General features: G+C 56.7%; 14 protein-coding genes. 13 read left to right on the top strand and 1 reads right to left on the bottom strand.

Annotated elements, in window-relative coordinates; all coding sequences use genetic code 11:
• The first annotated feature begins 114 nt into the window (after positions 1–114).
• Positions 115–6,162 carry an ATP-binding protein gene (locus tag ACOZ42_RS06885; protein ID WP_426345717.1) on the top strand — a complete coding sequence of 2,016 codons (6,048 nt, stop codon included), beginning with the start codon at positions 115–117 and terminating at the stop codon, positions 6,160–6,162.
• Positions 6,163–6,402: 240 nt separating this feature from the next.
• Here ACOZ42_RS06885 and ACOZ42_RS06890 read toward each other — a convergent pair whose 3' ends face one another.
• Positions 6,403–7,389, bottom strand: coding sequence for a LuxR family transcriptional regulator (locus ACOZ42_RS06890; RefSeq protein ID WP_426345718.1), 987 nt, complete (start codon positions 7,387–7,389; stop codon positions 6,403–6,405).
• Positions 7,390–7,499: 110 nt separating this feature from the next.
• On the opposite strand from ACOZ42_RS06890, the gene ACOZ42_RS06895 reads away from it, so the two are divergent.
• From ACOZ42_RS06895 to ACOZ42_RS06950, 12 genes are all read left to right on the top strand, one after another.
• Positions 7,500–7,706, top strand: a complete 207-nt coding sequence (locus tag ACOZ42_RS06895; RefSeq protein WP_426345842.1) for a helix-turn-helix transcriptional regulator — start codon at positions 7,500–7,502, stop codon at positions 7,704–7,706.
• Positions 7,707–7,722: 16 nt separating this feature from the next.
• Positions 7,723–8,559 (top strand): helicase RepA family protein, encoded by an 837-nt coding sequence (locus tag ACOZ42_RS06900; RefSeq protein WP_426345719.1) that lies wholly within the window; start codon positions 7,723–7,725, stop codon positions 8,557–8,559.
• Positions 8,546–9,310 (top strand): hypothetical protein, encoded by a 765-nt coding sequence (locus ACOZ42_RS06905; RefSeq protein ID WP_426345720.1) that lies wholly within the window; start codon positions 8,546–8,548, stop codon positions 9,308–9,310. Before ACOZ42_RS06900 ends, ACOZ42_RS06905 begins: the two co-directional genes overlap by 14 nt.
• A gap of 433 nt (positions 9,311–9,743) precedes the next feature.
• Complete coding sequence (locus tag ACOZ42_RS06910) at positions 9,744–9,995, top strand: hypothetical protein (protein ID WP_426345721.1); 252 nt, start codon at positions 9,744–9,746, stop codon at positions 9,993–9,995.
• Positions 9,996–10,363: 368 nt separating this feature from the next.
• Complete coding sequence (traJ, locus tag ACOZ42_RS06915) at positions 10,364–10,729, top strand: conjugal transfer transcriptional regulator TraJ (RefSeq protein ID WP_426345722.1); 366 nt, start codon at positions 10,364–10,366, stop codon at positions 10,727–10,729.
• Between the two features lie 32 nt (positions 10,730–10,761).
• A complete protein-coding gene (gene traI, locus ACOZ42_RS06920) occupies positions 10,762–12,558 on the top strand; it encodes a TraI/MobA(P) family conjugative relaxase (protein ID WP_426345723.1) in 1,797 nt (598 codons plus the stop codon).
• Between the two features lie 131 nt (positions 12,559–12,689).
• On the top strand, positions 12,690–13,478 hold the full coding sequence (gene trbJ / locus ACOZ42_RS06925) for a P-type conjugative transfer protein TrbJ (protein ID WP_426345724.1): 789 nt from the start codon (positions 12,690–12,692) through the stop codon (positions 13,476–13,478).
• A gap of 15 nt (positions 13,479–13,493) precedes the next feature.
• Complete coding sequence (trbK, locus tag ACOZ42_RS06930) at positions 13,494–13,757, top strand: entry exclusion lipoprotein TrbK (protein ID WP_426345725.1); 264 nt, start codon at positions 13,494–13,496, stop codon at positions 13,755–13,757.
• Complete coding sequence (trbL, locus tag ACOZ42_RS06935) at positions 13,757–15,139, top strand: P-type conjugative transfer protein TrbL (protein ID WP_426345726.1); 1,383 nt, start codon at positions 13,757–13,759, stop codon at positions 15,137–15,139. The genes trbK and trbL overlap by 1 nt, the downstream gene beginning before the upstream one ends.
• A 915-nt stretch (positions 15,140–16,054) precedes the next feature.
• Positions 16,055–17,290: a DNA methyltransferase gene (locus ACOZ42_RS06940; protein WP_426345727.1), complete on the top strand. Its 1,236-nt coding sequence runs from the start codon at positions 16,055–16,057 to the stop codon at positions 17,288–17,290.
• Entirely contained in the window at positions 17,283–18,209 is a 927-nt protein-coding gene (locus tag ACOZ42_RS06945) for a Bpu10I family restriction endonuclease (RefSeq protein ID WP_426345728.1), read from the top strand. Before ACOZ42_RS06940 ends, ACOZ42_RS06945 begins: the two co-directional genes overlap by 8 nt.
• Before the next feature lie 11 nt (positions 18,210–18,220).
• Positions 18,221–18,400: a hypothetical protein gene (locus ACOZ42_RS06950; RefSeq protein ID WP_426345729.1), complete on the top strand. Its 180-nt coding sequence runs from the start codon at positions 18,221–18,223 to the stop codon at positions 18,398–18,400.
• Positions 18,401–18,495 lie beyond the last annotated feature (95 nt).

An 18,495-nucleotide genomic window follows, 5' to 3' on the forward strand; every position in this document is an offset into this window, starting at 1 on the left:
GCTAAACGACTTAGCGGCATCTACCGTTTGTTGCTGGACGCCTCGGGGTATGCAGAAGCAGTTTCCTTGGTATCAGTTGGCGTCAACTACCTAATCCATTCACATGGCTCCAAAATGTCCAAGAAACCGAATCCATCAACCTCTGTAGCTCCTGCAACTGTGCCGGCGGAAGGCGAACGTCGAGCACTCCGTGGATACATTGGCCAGTACGAGCGGGCGGGAGCTGCCATTTATGCTGCGCTCGAGCGAGACGAGCTGCTCTGGATCGGCGTCGCAGACCGCAACGCGGGTATTGCCGACGACTTGGTGCTCGGTTTCGATGGGGTGGTGGTCGGCCACCAGTTCAAGACGTCCAAGTTCCCAGGCACTTTCACTGTTGAGACGCTGTTTACTGGTGCCAACGGCCTCTTGAGGCCCCTGGTTCATGCTTGGCAGTGTCTGCGCAAGGACAACCCGGGAAGCCGGGTCGAGATTCGCCTGGTTGTTAATGACTTTCCGTCGATTACTGACAAGCCAGGCGATGGTACGCCGCCCCACAGCGCGGCATTTCTTGAGGAACTCCAACAGCATCCAAATCGGCCGCTAGCGGATTGGTACACGCAGGAATGGAGTCGACTGATCAGCCGCCTGCGCCGTGAAGCCGGCCTGAGCGATGACGACTTCGAATTTTTTTTGCACAGCCTCCGTGTGGTGTGCGGAGCTGCGGCGGACTTCATCCAGTCGCACAAATTGAACGCCGAACAGGCGCGGCAGGCATCCGAGATTGCAAGCGTACTGCCCAGGCTAGTCGCCGATGCCCGCGACAAAGACAGGTGGACGCGTGACGAGCTGCTTCGTGAGCTTGGGTGGCGCGATCCCTCCAAGACGCTGCTCATCCACCGGTTTCCGGTCGGCGCCTATGTTCAGCGCAACCGTGACACTGAGGCCAAGCTGCTAGCCGCGCTGCATGCCGCCGACCAGGGCTACGTGTCACTCATAGGACCGCCTGGCTCCGGGAAGTCCACTCTCCTGCAGGTTGCGCTGGCCACTGAGGCTAATATCCGACTCGTTCGCTACTTGGCGTACGTGCCAGGTGCTGCTCAAGGCGTGGGTCGCGGGGAGGCCGACAACTTCCTGACTGACGTCGGCACGCAGTTACGCAACAGCGGTTTGGTTGGACTTCGTCTTCGCGACGACTCGCTGCATGAGCGCCGAGAGCAGTTCGGCGTTCTGGTACAGCAAGCTGGTGAACGCTTCGACCGCGAAGGGATCCGAACAATCATCGTCGTCGACGGGCTCGACCATGTGCCTCGCGAAGAGCGGCCGGCCAATTCGCTTCTGGGCGAGCTGCCTCTTCCCGCTGCCATCCCCAACGGGGTTGTGTTCATCCTCGGTACGCAGCGGCTGGATCTTGCGAATCTGAAACCCGCCGTAAGAGAGCAAGCGGAGAAAAGCGAGCGACAGGTTCTCATGGGACCTCTCGGCCACGAGGAGGTCGCCCGGATGGCAGATGCGCTTGGCCTGCCTGCCGAGATTCCAAGATTGGATCTAAGCAATCTATCGCATGGCCACCCACTGGCAACGCGCTACTTAATTCATGCGCTGTTGCACGCGGACGAAGCCGGCCGTACGCACCTTCTCAGCGGCGGGATGTCGTTCGACGGCGATGTTGAGACCGTGTACGCCGCTGCTTGGCGCGAGATCGCAAGCGATGTCGATGCCATGGACGTGCTGGGCTACATCGCTCGTGCTGAGGCACCTGTGGACCTGCGGCTGCTGGCCACAATGGTCAAGGAGTCCGCGATTGAACGCGCTCTGATCGTTGCACGGCACCTGCTCCGTAGTTCATCCCAGGGGTGGAGCGTCTTCCACAACAGCTTTCGGCTGTTCGTCATCGCTCAACCTCGAACCCGCCTCGGAAGCGTCGATGCCGAATACTCGCAGCGCGTGTACCGCGACCTCGCCCAGTTGGCGAAGAACGCGCCGCCCGAATCGGCGCAGTACTGGCTTGAGTTGCGCTACCGCGCCCGTGCCGGCGACGGTGCCGATGTACTTGCGCTGGCGATGCCCGCTCGCTTCAGGCAGCAACTAGCTGACGGGCGTTCTATCGCCGAGATCCACGCCGATATCCGCCTGGCTCTGCTGGCAGTGCGTGGAACGCACGACGCGACCGCCTTCTCACGGCTGCTGCTGTGTCGTGACGAAGTGGGGCGGCGGGAAACTGCCCTTGAGTACGCCAACCAGCTTCCGCTGGCGATGCTAGCGGTTGGGGACATCGATGCAGCCCTGGCCTTCGTGCAGTACTTCCCCAGCCAGGGCTACGAGGTCGTCGACGCCTTGTTAGCGCGAGGGGATTTCGAGCGGGCGAAGGAACTGTTTGAAAGCCTCGAGCCACTGTCGCAGCTCCATACGTCCAAGTTCCAGAACCACGGGCACGACCACAACATAACGGAATTCGAGAGGTGGGCAAGGCGCGCCGTCCACTTCCGAGACACCGAGCAGATCCAGATAGCGATTGACCACCTCGCCGCAGAGGGGCTACGCCAGCCCGAAAAGGTGGATCCGCAAACTGTCGCCGCGCTGCAACTGCATCTGAGGAGGGAAGCCGCAGAGGCGATGCTCCTTCAGAAGGTTGGCGCCGATCCACAAGACCTCTGCAGCAAGCTCGGGGTAGCCAACGAAGACAAGCCTTCGGTGATGGTTCACGCAGGTCTTGTGGCCAGTCGGCGTGGCGACGTTGCGCAAGCGCTTGCTTTGTTTGATGCTGCCGCTGCCCTTCCTGGCTTCGAAGAGGTACCCAACGGCTACCGACGCCGGATGGCACTAATTGCATTCGAAGCTGACCGTCGTGACCTAGCCGAGGCCCTGTTCGACAAGCTGGTCGCACCGATGATCTCTATGTGCGACGACGAGACGGACCTGGCTGGGCTGGGTAATCTGGTCGGCGCGGTGATGCATCACGCGAGGCTTTGCACGCTGCTCAATAAGCCGCTGCCAAGCGCGACACCGTCGAAGCACACCTTCCTTCATCCGTTCCAGCAGCACGCCTCGACGATAGGCGTGCTTTTAGGTCGCGCCACCATCGACATTGCGTCTTTGCCGGCTGGCATCATCCAGGACGAAGCTCGTATTGCCCTTGGGTACGTCCTACGTCTGACTTCAGATGGCGGCAGCGAGTCATATCGCATTCGGCAGGCCTTCAAAGCGGTCCCCATGCTCGCGCAAGCGCTGCTGAGGCTCGGTGCCATGCGCGGCGAGTCTGAGTACCGTGCGGTACTTCGGGAAATTGACGCAGCCATCGCCTCATCCACGCTGGGGGGCACTGCGTATCTACGACGCAGATTGGCCGTCGATGCGTATCGGGTTGACGGTGACCGGGTGGCGGCCGTCGATCGACTCAACGCACTCGTGGCGGAGCTTCAGGAGAGCACGCCGAGCGAGCAGATCGACGGGTTGGCGGATCTAGCCATCGCGTTGGCTGAGGTCGGGGGCTTAGAGCGAGCCAAACAGTTGCTGGCGACGATTCCCGAGCAATGCCTTGGCTACGCGTTGGCCCCCAAGAAAGACCCGCAGTACGCAATCTGGCGAGACATCCTGGTCCTTGCGAACGCCGCTGACCCGGAGAACCGTGTCAAGCGAGTATCGACCTTAATGCGCCAGGTCGGTGGCATGACCGAAACGGAAGGGTCGTCGGCCGCGCATCGTTTGACGATGTCGCTAATCGAGGAAGCGACGCAGGTCGGACCTCGCTTCGGCTGCGAGGTGTCAAAGACACTGGCGGATTGGAATCTGATTGGCTGGCCGAACCGTGTTGACCTGCTCATGACGGGGATGGTCCGGCGAAGCCCTGAACTCGTCTTGGCTTGCGCGACGGTCTGGTGCGGTCTGTGTCTGCCGTTCTACATGGAGCCGTACTACCGGGACCCGCACCACGTCGGTGACTTCATCGACATCGCCGCCGACGCCGCAGGACCTATACAGATTGAACCGCTCGCGCGGATGTTTTTGGCGGTGATCGAGGTAGCCAGCAGGGCACACGAGAGGGTCAGACTACTCCAGCGCCTTCGCATCGCTGCCGGAAGACATGGGTTTTCATCTGCCGAGCTCGACGCCGCCGTAGCCCGGTGGATGTCAGAAGCGCCGGAACCTCGATACTCGTATACGCCAAGCAAGTACGACTCGGAGACCACTCTCGAGCAGCTTGAGCGCGCGTTTGAAGCGGATGGCGATGAACTGAACTACAACGCCCCGTACCGTTTCAGAGATCTGGCCGAGACGGCCCCGCTTCATCTGGCGCGGAGGATATTTGAGCGCTGGCAGGTCTTGCAGGACGATGCGCGCTGCCGCTTCCTGATGGTTAAAAGGTTGGCTGCGGCGGGGGAGGTCGAGTACGCCAAGAAGCTTATGCAAGGCTACGAGTCAAGCAAGGACCCCTGGAGTTCCTGGAGCCAGTGGATGGGTGGCGGTAAGTTCTTCTACTTTGAGGCGATGAAGCTCTTGCAGGGACCATCCACATGCTCAGCCGCCTTCGAGAACATTGTCGATTCAGTAACGGCGGGCCAGGAGAACACCCAGTCACTGCTGACAGAGCTGGATTCGATACTGCCGGTAATCTGCGCGACGCCGGATTGGCCGGCCATCTGGTCGCTACTTGAGGAGCAGATGGCCTGCACTCGTGAGTTCCAGCTGGGGCGACCGTTCCAGCCGAGCGAGCTACCGCTCAGCGACACGGAACTTTTGGAGGATTTGCTGCACTTTGCTTATCGGCTGCCCGTTGCAGAAGTTCAGCGACACGCACGCAATTGCTCGTTGAGCCTGGCAAGGCAAGCCGGACTCGGCCACGCTTTGTTCAAGTCCCTTATGCGGCGACTTATAGCCGGCGAATTAGATGCCCCCTTGCAGGCGCTCGGAACGCTGCTGGCTGCTGATAGCGCGGACCTTGCCCCCGAGTTGGGAAGCGCCGTGGCTGCGTTGGTCAGTCACCGTGACATCGCGGTGGCAGAGTCAGCCGCGCTCTTGTCGCATCGGTGGAGGCAGGCTGTCCCCTTGGACGCGATACCACTGCCGCTCTTCTATCGCCTTGAACTCGAGCACCCGCCAGAGGGCGACCAAGCATTCACGGACGAAAGAACTGGTGCAATGCGCGTCGAGTCGCCGCTTGGCTGGACCGAGATGTTGCGCTCGACGGCACGTCAGATCGCGAAGGCGGCAGGCATTGAGGAGATGACAGTCCGCCGACGCGCAGCGATGTTCATCCAGGATTGGGGTGGACTTGAGGCATTCGGGCCCTCTGGCATCAAAACGCTTGAGACTCAGCTTCGCGTGCTCGACATGCAGATCACTTACCTGAAGCCCCACGCCTACATTGCCATTGCCGCACTTCGCCACGTCGCGGGAGAACTGCGGCTGGCCGGTAAAGTGAAAGGCAGCGACATGCCCACGCTTTTGGAACGTTTGGGCTGCCCGCTTCCGCCTCGACCGCTGAAGCTCCCGCGAGGGCGCCCCGAGTGGATCCGAATGCCGCTGTTGAACCGAAGTGCGGGTTGGTCCGAGCGAGAACGGAAATGGATTGACGAAGTCGACGGTGACGTTGCCCCCTTCCCAGCAGACAGCCACGGCCAAGTCGTGGCCGAAGTATCCCGCTTCAAGATTCTCAAGCCACGGCTGTCGGAGCACCGCCTCTACCGCTTTAGAGCACCCTCGGCAGAGATTGACAGTGAAGACTTCGACGACTGCTATGCCAGGCTGCCCATCGCTGTTTGGCTTGGCCAGTACGTCGCATTGGACAATGATCTGGCGCCAACGCTGGTAAGGAGAGTTGTTTGCTCGGTGGACATGGGCTTTGACGCAGCGGCCTATTCGTTCGCTTTGTGCCCGAACTGGGTGAAGCGGCTTCGCTGGAGCGCGCATGACGAGGAGCCCAGCGTCTTCCTCGACCCGAGCGGCACTGTGGTCGCAAGGCTCTGCTGGTGGCGTGATGCCGGCCCGGTTGATATCGATGCAGACTCTCTGTGGGGCGAGGGTTGCTACCTCACTCTGACGCCAGTAGGCATCGAACAGATCACCACTGCCCGCGGGAAGTCGAACCTGGACATCAGCGTGTTCGCAAGTAGGCAGATCAAGCAACCCAGCAGCTACGGGCAGTCTCTCTTGAAGACCGCGAAGAACGGTTACTCACTCTAAGCCATGCAGATTCGGCAGCGATGCCAAGCGAGAGGGATTATGCTGGCTCGACTTGGCTGTCCCGGAGGCTGCTTCCGGTTGATGGCTAGTGTTTGTAGACCCTAACTGACGATCGCTCCCGCTGCGAAGCAGCCATCGGACTTTCCAATTCGAGCTCCTGCTTTGGGCCGCTTTCTGTCTGACAAGGACCGGGCCAGAGCTTAGTCGGTAAATTTTAGCCGCTAAATTTTCTTGATGTTTTTACTCCTTCAGTTGAAACATTCGAGGCGTCGAAGCCAGTGATTTCAGCGCTTTCGATACTGCTTGACGTTCGATGCCCAGTTTTCGCGCTATCTCCGACTGATTGAGTCCATCCCACTGGAGTATCAGTATTTGTTTTTTGCGGTCTGATAGCTTCGAGTCCACCATCAAGCGCGCTTGGTTGCGTAGTTCCCCTTTGTCGGCTGGTTGTACGGTCTGGGCCAGCAGGTATTGGTGGAAATAGCGATCCACCAGCGGGTCGCCTGACGCAGCTTGTGGCGTGCCTCGGTTTGCGCATTGGCGGTTAAGTCGGCCAAGTTCGATATTGAATTGTTCGACAGAGCGCTTCGCTCGCCTATAAGCCGGGTTTGATGCCCCGCTGGGCAGTAGAGGTTGATGGTCAGCGCAATACTTGCTGCTTAATCGTAGATTGTCATCGTTGCCGCGCACTTGAGAATCATCATCTGCAAATGACTTTAGCCCGACAGGTTTGCCGCAGAAGCGGCAGAAGTTTTGTGGGCGGGTTCCATTCAGGCCACGCAAAGCCGATTTCTTGGGACGTTTGCATGCGCAGCTCAAAGCCAGGCTGGCTAAAGATTCAAGTGTTCCGATAAACCGCCGGTCTCTTGAATCCTGTCGATCCACTGTTTTGATGAACCGGCGCAGCAGCTCTCGTTGCAAGCGAACCATGGCATCAAGTCCCACCAGTCGAATGATCTCACTGAAGTCGGTGCCAGTTCCCGCACCTGGAACAAAACTCGAATAACGCGCAGGAAGGGTGGTCATGTAGGCGGCTACGGCTGGATCAATTACTTCTCGGATCAAGCCCACTATTGGGTAGTGGCGTGAGGCCGTCGAGTATGGTCGCCAACGTTCCTGAAATTTCTGAAGGGCTGCCGCAACGGTGGGTGAGCAGTCGTCATGAATGAAGATGACAACGTCGGGATCTAGAGCCTCTATGAGTCTCGTGGAATTTTCTTTTTTCATGTTGTCAACCTTTTTGGGTAATTATAGCGCTGTCGAAGAATGAATTGCTAGGCACCATAAGGCACTCGTTAGCAATTGGAGGCCGGGCCATGCAAGCCATGACAAACAAGATGTTGATCAACAGGAAAAGGCTCTTGGAGATCATTCCGCTCTCGACACGAACCATCTACAACTTGGAGCAGAGAGGTGAGTTTCCGCGTCGTATCGCTCTCACATGCAGGAATGTTGCATGGGATTTATCGGAAGTCGAGGAGTGGATTGAAGCGCGTAAAGCATCGGGCATCCAGGCTGATCGACCCGGTGACATGAGGGGCTGATATGGCCATGGACCTGATGGAGGCGTTCACCGATCCGCCGCCTCCGATTGACTATGTATTACCCAATATGGTTGTCGGTACGGTGGGTGCTTTGGTGTCGCCAGGCGGGGCGGGCAAGTCCATGCTGATCCTGCAATTGGCTGCGCAGGTTGCTGGCGGCCCTGATCTACTGGAAGTGGGCGAGCTGCCCACCGGCGCGGTGGTCTACCTGCCAGCCGAAGATCCACCTGTTGCAATCCATCACCGATTGCACGCACTTGGCGCGCACCTCACAGTCGACCAGCGGCGAGCCGTGGCGGATGGCCTGCTGATCGAGCCGCTGATTGGCAAATGCCCCAACGTCATGGACCGAGATTGGTTCGACGGACTCAAGCGGGCCGCTGAGGGCCGTCGTCTGATGGTTCTCGACACTCTGCGTCGCTTCCATATCGAGGAGGAGAACGCCAGCGGGCCTATGGCTCAGGTTGTCGGCCGTATGGAGGCCATAGCCGCCGATACCGGCTGTGCCATTGTGTTTCTGCACCACGCCAGCAAAGGCGCGGCGATGGCGGGTGCTGGCGATCAACAGCAGGCCAGCCGTGGATCGTCGGTGCTGGTCGATAACATTCGCTGGCAGTCGTATCTGGCCGGTATGACGCAGGCCGAGGCCGAGGAATGGGGGGTTGATGAAGGACAGCGGGGGTTCTTTGTCCGCTATGGCGTCAGCAAAGCAAACTACGGTGCGCCCTTTCAGGAGTGTTGGTTACGGCGGCACGAGGGCGGCGTGCTCAAGCCGGCTGTACTTGAACGACAGAAGCGCCAATCACCCGCGAAGTTGAAATCCGTAGCGAGGGGCGGCAATGACAACTGGTAATCAGGTCGCCCCGACCAGCACGGCATTGCAGGCCCGAGTGATGATCTATCAGCCCAGCCAGCGCCCACGAGAGCGTGCGGGGCAGTGGATGGACACCGGCTTTGGTCGATGCCGCGTAACCGGCAGGCTGGGCCAGCGTCATGCCGATATCGTGGAATCCATGTTGTATGTAGCGGAACGCCGCCGCGAAATATCGGACGGTGGCATCGAGCTGTTGATTGATCCGGCGAAGCTGCGCCGGATGCTATCCGATCACCAGTACAGCCACGGCCGCATCAAGAAGCTGCTGACTGACCTGCGGGCAGCAACGGTTGAGATTGTGACGCCGGAAATGGAGCGTAGTGGTGACAGCATCATCGGCGGCCTCATTGACCACGTTATGCCTTCACCGATGACCCGCCGCGACCCGTTTACTGGCGGTGAGCGCCACTTGTGGCGCGTCAGGCTGGGTGTGGCCCTGGTGATGCTGCTGGAAAGAGATTTGTCTTTGTACTACTCACCCGCTCCCATAGCGCGCTTGCAACACGGAATAAGCCAAGCGCTGGCCCGGCACGTGCTTACCCACAGGCACGATCCTGCGGGTGGCTGGCATTTAAACACATTGATTCGCGCCGTAGCTGGCGACGCGCTGAGCAGCATGATGCTGCGCAAGTATCGGCGGCGGCTGAAAGAAGATGCCATCAAGTTGGCCGAAGTCGGCATCGAGTTGGGGGCGAAAGATAGGGTTAAGCGTGCCACAGGGGCCCGATAGCGTGCCACACCGGCCCGAAGCCGTGCCACAGCGGCCCGGAAGCGTGCCACAGGGGCCCGATTTTTCGCGCTTCTTGCAGGGTATTCAGGATATTTCAGGATATCCAGGCGGTATAACCGCCCGCTTGATGCGGACGGTTATACCTTATGGGAGAGAAAAGGGTGAGCTATGCAATCGGCCAGCGGCCGATGGTTGGACGCCAGGTAGAGAGACCTTGAGCCTACTGCGGCGATAGCTACTGATGGCCGCCCCTCAAGTGTCAATAAAGCAGTTGGCGCCCCTCATATATCAGTAATGGTTTCATTGCGGGGTGCTGGCACATGCTGGGGCATACCGCATTTATTGATATTTGAGGGGCGGGTTGGATGGGCAGATTTTTATCAGCGTAACTCTTTGGTTTTCGAGCAGGGATTTGTCTTCGCTGGAGAATGAAATGCAGATCACCGTCAGCAACAGTGTACTGAGAGAACTGGAATACATCGTCGAGTTGCACCGTATACACAGCGCCCCAAATCCGATGGACAGTGTGGATACGCTGATTGGGTATGTGTTGGCCAGCATTGCGGACGGTAGTCGCCGGCCCGGGTCCTGGGAGCGTGGAATGCTTGAGCAGATGGGGCTGATTGCCGATTGCGACGAGCATTACGCATACCGTGCCCATTACGGAAAAAAGGTTCTGGAATGAGCAACCAACAGAACGCACGTCAGCGTTTTTCCCTGGCGTACAACTTGTTTGTTTGATGGCTGTAAACGCTGCTACTGCGCTGTTATACCGCTATTGGATCACTGTTGCAGCGCTGCTACTGGTCATTACAGCGCGGTTCTATACCGATTTGTATGCAATACCGGCGGATGCAAGCCAGATGGGGCACAAATAGCGATGAATTTGACAGTAGTGCAGCGGAGAAGTCGCGGTTGAACTGCGGGCAGGATGGGTGAAGTAGGCCCACCACGCAAGCGTGTCGGCCTCTTCACTGAACCTTATTCGCACCTGCGGTGCTCAACGGTCATCCTGCTCTGCGAGGCCAGTCATACAGCGTAACGAGGCGTCACATGGAAACAGAAAAAACAACCCGGAAAGCATATTCGCCAATCAAGGTGTATTGCCTCCCCTCGGAACGCGAGGTGATCGCTGACAACGCCAGAGCTGCTGGCAAGAGCCTGTCGAACTTCCTCTTGAACGTAGGCCAGGGCTACCGGGTTCAAGGCATCACCGACTATGAGCGTGTGCGCGAACTGGCCCGGATCAATGGCGACCTTGGTCGACTGGGTGGCCTGCTGAAGCTGTGGCTGACCGATGACGTGCGAACAGCCGCCTTCGGTGCGGAGACCATTCACCGCCTGCTGGAACGCATCGAAGCGACCCAGGCGGAAATGGCTGAGGTGATGAAGTCCATCGTTCGTCCCAGGGCGAGCTGAAGATTTTAGCGGCTAAAAACCGGAAGGTGGCCATGATCATCAAACACGTCCCAATGCGAACGCTCGGTAAAAGCGATTTCGGAGGGTTGGCGAGCTACATCACCGATGCGCAAAGCAAGGATCACCGGCTGGGTCTGGTTCAGGTAACGAACTGTGAGGCTGGAACGGTTCCGGCCGCCATTGAAGAAATCCTTGCGACGCAACACATGAACACCCGTGCCAAGGGCGACAAGACTTATCACCTGATCGTCAGCTTTCGTGCGGGTGAACAACCCGATGAAGCCACCCTCAAGGCGATTGAACAGAGAATCTGCAGCGGGCTGGGATACAGCGAACACCAGCGGGTGAGCGCGGTGCACAACGACACCGACAATCTGCACATCCATATTGCGATCAACAAGATCCACTCGACACGCAACATCATGCACGAGCCTTTCCAGTCATACCGCATGCTAGGTGAGCTTTGCTCGATCCTGGAGCAGGACTACGGACTTGAGCAGGACAACCATCACCCTCGGCGAACGTTGTCCGAGGTGCGGGTGGCCGATATGGAACAGCATTCAGGAATGGAAAGCCTGGCCGGCTGGATCAAGCGGCAATGTCTGGAGGAAATGCGAGGCTCTACGAGTTGGGCCGAGCTGCACCAAGTTATGCGCGACAACGGGTTGGTACTGCGTGAGCGTGGTAACGGCCTGGTGGTTGAAGCAAGGGATGCAACCATGGTCAAGGCCAGCACCATTGCCCGCGACCTATCCAAGCGGGCCCTGGAGGATCGACTTGGCCCCTTCGAGGCGTCTTCCGAGAAGCATACGTCCACGCCAAAACGCAGCTATCAGAAAGCTCCGATGCCAATGCGGATCGACACCACCGAGCTGTATGCGCGTTACAAGAACGAGCAAAAGAACCTCGCCCTGGCAAGATCCGATGCACTGAGCAGCGCCAGGCGGCGCAAGGACAGGGCTGTTGAGGACGCCAAGAGAGCGAACAGGCTGCGCCGTGCGACGATCAAGGTTGTGGATGGCCGAACGGTCAGCAAGAAAGTGCTGTATTCCCAGATCAGCAAGGCGTTGCGGGCGAGCTTAGATGCCATTCATGCCGAGTACACCAATGAGCGTGAAAAGCTGTATCAGGGCTTTCAGCCGCGCACATGGGCCGACTGGCTCAAAGCCGAAGCCATGCAGGGCAACCACGAGGCCCTGAGTGCGCTGCGCGCCAGAGACGCTGCCAAGGGCTTGCAGGGACACACGCTGACCGGCCATGGGGGGCCACGTGGCAGCAGCGCCCCGGAAATCGACAACATCACCAAGAAGGGCACGATCATCTATCGCGCTGGGCAAACAGCCGTGCGCGATGACGGGGACAAGCTGCAGGTTTCCAGAGCAAACGACCAGCGCGGCTTACAGGCTGCGCTGCGCATGGCGGCCGAGCGTTACGGCAGCCGAATCACCGTGACCGGCGACGCCGAGTTCAAGGCCCGAATCATTCATGCGGCCGTTGACGGCCGCCTGTCCATCACCTTTGCCGATCCGGGCCTGGAGCGCCGGAGGCAAGAGCTTCTGCAGCGGCGAAGCAAAAGTAAGGGCTCGGTAGCAAGTTTGAGAAGTCGAGTTTCGCCCATCGGCCAACAGCCTCCACCGCAGCGGCTAAACCAGTTGCACGCCCTGGGCCAGCTTCCCGTTCTCCATATCGCGGCAAGCGAGCAGGTGATGCAACCCCAGGCGCCTCAAGCACCCAGCCCCGCGGAAACGATTGCATTACGTCAAGCCAAGCTGCGGGCCGAGCAAGCAGCCAAAAAGGCCAAGCGGCAAGGGAAAGGCCGAGCACGCTAGCAAGTAGATTTTTCGACACCGTGATTCAAGCAAAAACGGCCGGGCTTCGGTGTCGCTCTGGTCAATTACCGAATAGCTCCGTGGCGCGGCTACTCGATGACGCTAGCCACTTTCAGCAAAGGGTATCGACCATGAGAACTCGCAAAATTTTAGCGGCTAAAACCGCGCTCCTGATCTCGCTCGCCATCGGCGGCGGCTCGCTACCGGCTCAGGCCGGGATTCCAGTCATTGACGGGGGCAACCTGACGCAAAACGTCATGACCGCCATCGAGTCGGTGGCTCAAACGCTCAAGCAGATCGAGCAGTATCAAACCCAGCTCCAGCAGTACGAAAACCAGCTACAGAACACCATGGCCCCAGCCGCGTATATCTGGGACCAGGCTACCCGCACGATGGACAACCTGCGTTCGGCAATGAACACCCTGGATTACTACCAGACCCAGCTCGGCAGCCTGGATGCGTATCTCGGCAAGTTCCAGGACGTGGCCTACTACCGTGGTTCGCCGTGCTTTAACGCCACCGGCGGTTGCACAGAGGCCGAATGGGCAGCCATGAACGAGAACCGCCGCCTGGCGAGCGAAAGCCAAAAGCGCGCCAATGATGACCTGTTCCATACCCTAAAACAGCAGCAGGATGCGCTGCAATCAGACGCCCGCACACTGGAAAGTCTCCAACACAGCGCCCAGGGTGCGGACGGGCAAATGCAGGCCCTTGGCTATGCCAACCAGCTTGCCAGCCAGCAGGCTAACCAGCTCTTGCAGATGCGCGCCATGTTGCTCGCACAGCACCAGGTCATCGCGACACGGATGCAAGCCGAGGCCGACCTCGATGCGAAGCAACAGGCTGCCCATGCCGCTTCCACCGAATCGCGGATAGCGCCGACCAGCGGCCCCAAGAACTGGCTCGAACTGGCCCGCTGACAAGGAGAGCCACCCATGAACAAATTCACCATTCCGATGCTGGCAGGCTTCCTTCTCGCCATCACTGGCTGCGACAACACCCCACCCGCTCCGACCATGCCGGAGGTCAACGATGCCAACTGCCAGATGGCAGAAATCATGAAGATCGAAGACAAGGCAACTCGGGAGACATTTGCCGGGTTGTGCTCGCGCCGGCCGGCAGGCGGTGGCATTGCCCCCACAGAACAGCCACTTAACTGGCTGGAATTGACCGAGCCGCAAGACCGGGAGGGCAACTGATGAAAACGCTAACCAAAACTGTCCTGGGCGGCACCGTCCTGTTGCTACATTCTGGTCTAGCCAAAGCTGACCTGACCAACCAGGGAATGCTCGATCAGGTGGTAACTGGCTTCTCCACCCGAGCAGCCAGTTGGCAGCACGTCATTATCGATGCTGCATCGTGGCTGTTCTGGACGCTGGTGGTGATCTCGATGGTCTGGACGTTCGGGATGATGGCCTTACGCAAAGCGGACATTGGGGAGTTCTTCGCTGAGTTGGTCCGTTTCATCATTTTCACTGGCTTCTTCTGGTGGCTGCTGGTCAATGGCCCGGCGTTTGCCAACTCGATCATCCAGTCATTGGCCAGAATCGGTGAGCAGGCGGCTGGCGTGTCCTCAATCACCCCGTCCGGCATCGTCGACGTGGGCTTTATGATCTGGAAGCAAGCCGTCAACAACCTATCAGCCTGGTCGCCGGTCGATAGCCTGGTAGGTGCGGTGCTAAGCGCGGCGATTATGCTTCTTCTGGGCCTGGTCGCCGTCAACATGCTGCTGATGCTTGTTGCGGCCTGGCTAATGGCCTACGCGGGCATCTTCTTCCTGGGGTTCGGCGGATCGCGCTGGACTTCAGACATGGCGATCAACTACTACAAGACCGTCCTTGGCGTTGCCGTTCAGATCATGACCATGGTGCTGCTGGTCGGCATTGGTAACGACATGCTGTCTACGTTCTACGCCAGGATGAACCAGAACGTGCTCAACTTCGAAGAGCTGGGCGTCATGCTGGTGTTCTGCATGGCGTTGCTGTTGCTGGTTAACCGGGTGCCGCCAATGGTAGGCGGGATCATCACAGGTTCCGGCATTGGCTCTGCCGGCGGCATCGGCAACTTCGGTACTGGAGCTGCGGTAGGTGCCGTTATGGGGGCGGCTGGAATGGCAGCGGGCGCAGCAAGCGTGGCAGGTTCAGCCGTCATGGGTGGTGCTGCAAACCTAGCGGGTGGCGGTTCAGCCATCAAGGCGGCGTTCGACAAGGCACAAGCCTCGATGTCGAGCGGGAGCGATATGCCCAGCATGGGGGGAATGTCGAACAGTAGCCTTGACAGCGGTGGTGCTAACTCCGGAGGGGGCAGTAGTACCGGCAGCACACCGTTTGCTCAAGCGGCTGGCTTTGGTGGTGGCACCGGGAGCCTTGGTGGCGGCATCAAACAGGCAGCAAGCCTTTCTGTGGGGGCAGCCGGAAATCTGGTTAAGGGTGCCGGCTCGATGATGGCTGAGAAACTCAAAGAACGTGTGGCTGATACAGCCGGTGGTCGTTTGGCATCTACGATCCGTGAAAGCTCGCATTCCTTTGGTGGTAACAGCTTGGGCGGTGAAGGCGACGGCAACACTAAGCGGGAGGTGTGACTATGACGCGCAGCATTTTTGACAGGTTGGATGAAAGCCACCCGCAAGAGCCGTTACCCCGATTTGAGCCGGTCGGGGATCTGTCAACAGAGCTGGACGTCACTACGGAAGTGGCCGCTTTTGTGCACCGGTCTGCTTATCCGCCTGGCGTTCAAACCGAACGAGAAGTAGCCCGAGTGATGGAATCTTTCGCTGGAGGGAGTACGGGCATTACTCCGTATGCCGAGGCTGCTGGTTTTTCTAGCTCTCGCTGGTGAAAGGGTGTCGATCCCGGTGACCAAGAGAGCAACAAGCTTGCGCCGAATTTGTGGGCATTTTTTGAGATGCATGCAGCGATCAAACGGGTGGCTTGTTGGCCGCCCTTTTTGTTTAGCCGCTAGAAAGTGTTCATCAAACGGTGGTTTTCTGAACACCATGAAAGCATCGCAATTTTCGTTGTGAGAACCGCTTAGGATTCAATATATCCGTCAAGTTTTCAATGTCTTGGTTGCGTCCATGAATCAAGGTATAGGGCACACTCGCCTATCGACTTACGATCAGCCCTAGACCTGCAGCACGACACGCTTGAGCGGGCTGGATGCCAGCTTAGCTATCGTGACAGGTCGGAGTATAGCTGTTATCATTACGCTGTTAGTGCGTATTGTGTGCTTTGTTATTACAAGGGGTGCGGTTTGGAGCAAACAAATTTTACATGCCGTGTCGATGTTGATCTCAAACAAGCTTTTCTTAGGGCTGCTAAGGCGAATGATCGTCCAGCTTCCGTGCTAATTCGTGATTTCATGCGTGACTACGTGCAGCAGTCTGTTCAAAGACAGCAAAACAGCCTGCCATTTGAATGGCAGGCGGACAGTTCTGATGATTGATATGAACTTAAGGCATGGGAGCGGGGTTACATCTTTGAGAGGTAGAGTGTAGATGGAGATAATCCTGGATCAAGATTTTAATGCAGCTAGAGCGCTCAACTATTCTGCATTTTCTGATCGCGTACAGCCGAGCACTGATCAGCATTTTCTCGATATTGTAGAAAAGGAGCGTACTAGCGCTTTGCCGTGGCGGGGGCAGTTCAGCCCACAGCTCATTGAATACTTACTTGCAAAACATTGCAAAGAAGGGGATTACATTTTCGATCCTTTTTGTGGGAGTGGCACCGTTCTCCGCGAAGCAGCCAGGGGCGGCTTTAATTCTCTTGGGATGGATGTTAATCCTGCTGCGATCTGCCTTGCCAAAGTTAGTGAGTTGCTAGGGGTTGAACCAGAGTGTAGGCAGTCGCTTGTTGATTGTGCACGAAAGTTCTGCCAAAACCTGCAATTAATCTCTTCCGAGGATCAAGGGATTATTTTTGTTGAGCAAGCAGTAAGAACGCTCTTCGATGCAGGGTTGAATGAAAAGGAGAGGATTTTATTGGAGGGTGCTCTTCTATTTCTATTTTCAAATGGCAATTCAGTTTCCCGGGCAAAGTTGTCAAAAGGGATGGAGCGTTATTTGAGTGTTGCTTTTGATTTTTATGCTCCTAAGTGTTTGATTTCTGCGAGGCTCGGTGATGCTAGGTCTGTAGATATTCCGCAGAATACTTTTGATTACCTAGTCACTTCTCCTCCATATATAAACGTATTCAATTATCATCAAAACTATCGCCCTGTTATTGAGGCTCTCGGTCATAAGCCGCTCTCTGCCGCCAGGTCTGAGATTGGTGCTAACCGAAAGTTTCGACAAAACAGATATATGACTGTTGTGCAGTACTGCATGGATATGGCGCAGTTTTTTATAGAGGCGAGTCGTGTTCTAAAGGATAAGGCAAAATTAACGATAATACTCGGGCGAGAGTCTAATGTTCGATCTGTATCGTTTAAGAACGGAGAGTTGATTAGTGCTATTGCTTGCCAGGGGATGGGGTATGACCTCATTGAATGGAATGAGCGAAAATTCACAAATCGTTTCGGAGAATCTATATTTGAGGATGTGCTTACAATGACGCCTCAGAAATTCAGTCTCGATAAAGCTGTGGAGATTGGGCGTGCTGTAGGTGCTCAGGCATTGAGAAATGCATTGGAGTATTGCCCGGCAGAGAGGCGAGAAGAAATCTCGGAAGCAATTTGTTCAGCAAATAAAATTTTGCCATCACCACTGATTAGGGATGCCGCCAATGATTGATGTTGTCTATGTTCGGGCACATGGAGATAAACTTCATGCGTTAGCGCAGAACGCTAAGCTTCCTGACAGTGATAAGCCCATGGTAGAGAAACAACTCCAGGCTTATGCCTCTTGGGTGGAGAGTATGGACTCTCTTACAAGTGAGGGCGATGATCTCCTAGAAGAGCTGGTGACTCTCCTTAATGCATACAAGAAATCAGTAGAGTTCGACCTTATTTTTTGTTCTAAGGAAGACTTTCTTTACCGGCAAAAGGGACAGCTCAAGTTAGATAATACTATTCTTGAAGAGTTTTTGCCCCGATTGTTCGACGCTCGGCTTATTCCGGGTTTTGCTAGGCAAAATGGACTTGAGTGTGGGCCGAAAGCCAGCTTTGCTGGGCTGTCATTCGAAAGTCCGCTGCTTGCGCTGTCTGGCGGAGGAGTTTATATCAAGCGAAAAGATCAGGATTTTTCTGTGACTCGTAGGCATAAAATGCGAATCACGACTCCCTCTAATCCAAACGATATTTTTGAGCAAGATTTTCATGTTTCTTATTTTGCTACGGAAATAAAGACCAATCTCGATAAGACTATGTTTCAGGAAGCAGCGGCTACCGCTGGTGAACTGAAAAGAGTCTCGTCAGGGTCAAAATATATTTTACTCTGCGAATGGTTGGATATGACACCAATCAACACAAAATTAACAGCGATGGATGAAGTAATTGTGCTTCGGCGCGCTAAGCGCATAGCTTCTAATCAGCGTTCAGAGTTTTCCACAGCAGCAGGACGTCAGGCAAAAAGTCAGTGGTATAGCGATTATCTTGATAAATATCCTCTCAGTCTTGAGGGTTTCAAGAGGCTGATTTGGCATCTTAACGAGTGCTTTCCTGCCGAGGAGCATGATTCTGAGGACATTGTGCTTGAGCGTGGATATTTTTGAGAGGGGAGCGCATGTCCAATCTTCTAGATCAGTTTGCATTCTTGAATGACGAAGGGCCATCTAATGATCTACCTGCGTTTATCTCCACCACCAATGCCCGCGAACTGTACGGGTTGCGCGAGGGCGAAACCGTGGTTGAAGCCATAGCCCGGCACCGGAGTGAGGGGTTAGACGTGCGTGACCCTGAATGACTACAGATTATCGGTGCATGGTATTTTTCATGGCATTAAACTTTATCCTTCAGTTAACATGCTGATAAATATGTTGTTTTTTTAGTAATTGATAA

Origin of the sequence: Alcaligenes sp. HNGD-HTN06, assembly GCF_049932565.1 — a bacterium.
GTDB classification, from domain to species: domain Bacteria; phylum Pseudomonadota; class Gammaproteobacteria; order Burkholderiales; family Burkholderiaceae_B; genus Alcaligenes; species Alcaligenes ammonioxydans.

What these genes read in the sequence shown, in the direction of transcription:
- ACOZ42_RS06885 (WP_426345717.1), top strand. Translation starts at nt 115, where the DNA reads ATGTCCAAGAAACCGAATCCATCAACCTCTGTAGCTCCTGCAACTGTG.
- ACOZ42_RS06890 (WP_426345718.1), bottom strand. Translation starts at nt 7,389, where the DNA reads ATGAAAAAAGAAAATTCCACGAGACTCATAGAGGCTCTAGATCCCGAC.
- ACOZ42_RS06895 (WP_426345842.1), top strand. Translation starts at nt 7,500, where the DNA reads ATGTTGATCAACAGGAAAAGGCTCTTGGAGATCATTCCGCTCTCGACA.
- ACOZ42_RS06900 (WP_426345719.1), top strand. Translation starts at nt 7,723, where the DNA reads ATGGAGGCGTTCACCGATCCGCCGCCTCCGATTGACTATGTATTACCC.
- ACOZ42_RS06905 (WP_426345720.1), top strand. Translation starts at nt 8,546, where the DNA reads ATGACAACTGGTAATCAGGTCGCCCCGACCAGCACGGCATTGCAGGCC.
- ACOZ42_RS06910 (WP_426345721.1), top strand. Translation starts at nt 9,744, where the DNA reads ATGCAGATCACCGTCAGCAACAGTGTACTGAGAGAACTGGAATACATC.
- traJ (WP_426345722.1), top strand. Translation starts at nt 10,364, where the DNA reads ATGGAAACAGAAAAAACAACCCGGAAAGCATATTCGCCAATCAAGGTG.
- traI (WP_426345723.1), top strand. Translation starts at nt 10,762, where the DNA reads ATGATCATCAAACACGTCCCAATGCGAACGCTCGGTAAAAGCGATTTC.
- trbJ (WP_426345724.1), top strand. Translation starts at nt 12,690, where the DNA reads ATGAGAACTCGCAAAATTTTAGCGGCTAAAACCGCGCTCCTGATCTCG.
- trbK (WP_426345725.1), top strand. Translation starts at nt 13,494, where the DNA reads ATGAACAAATTCACCATTCCGATGCTGGCAGGCTTCCTTCTCGCCATC.
- trbL (WP_426345726.1), top strand. Translation starts at nt 13,757, where the DNA reads ATGAAAACGCTAACCAAAACTGTCCTGGGCGGCACCGTCCTGTTGCTA.
- ACOZ42_RS06940 (WP_426345727.1), top strand. Translation starts at nt 16,055, where the DNA reads ATGGAGATAATCCTGGATCAAGATTTTAATGCAGCTAGAGCGCTCAAC.
- ACOZ42_RS06945 (WP_426345728.1), top strand. Translation starts at nt 17,283, where the DNA reads ATGATTGATGTTGTCTATGTTCGGGCACATGGAGATAAACTTCATGCG.
- ACOZ42_RS06950 (WP_426345729.1), top strand. Translation starts at nt 18,221, where the DNA reads ATGTCCAATCTTCTAGATCAGTTTGCATTCTTGAATGACGAAGGGCCA.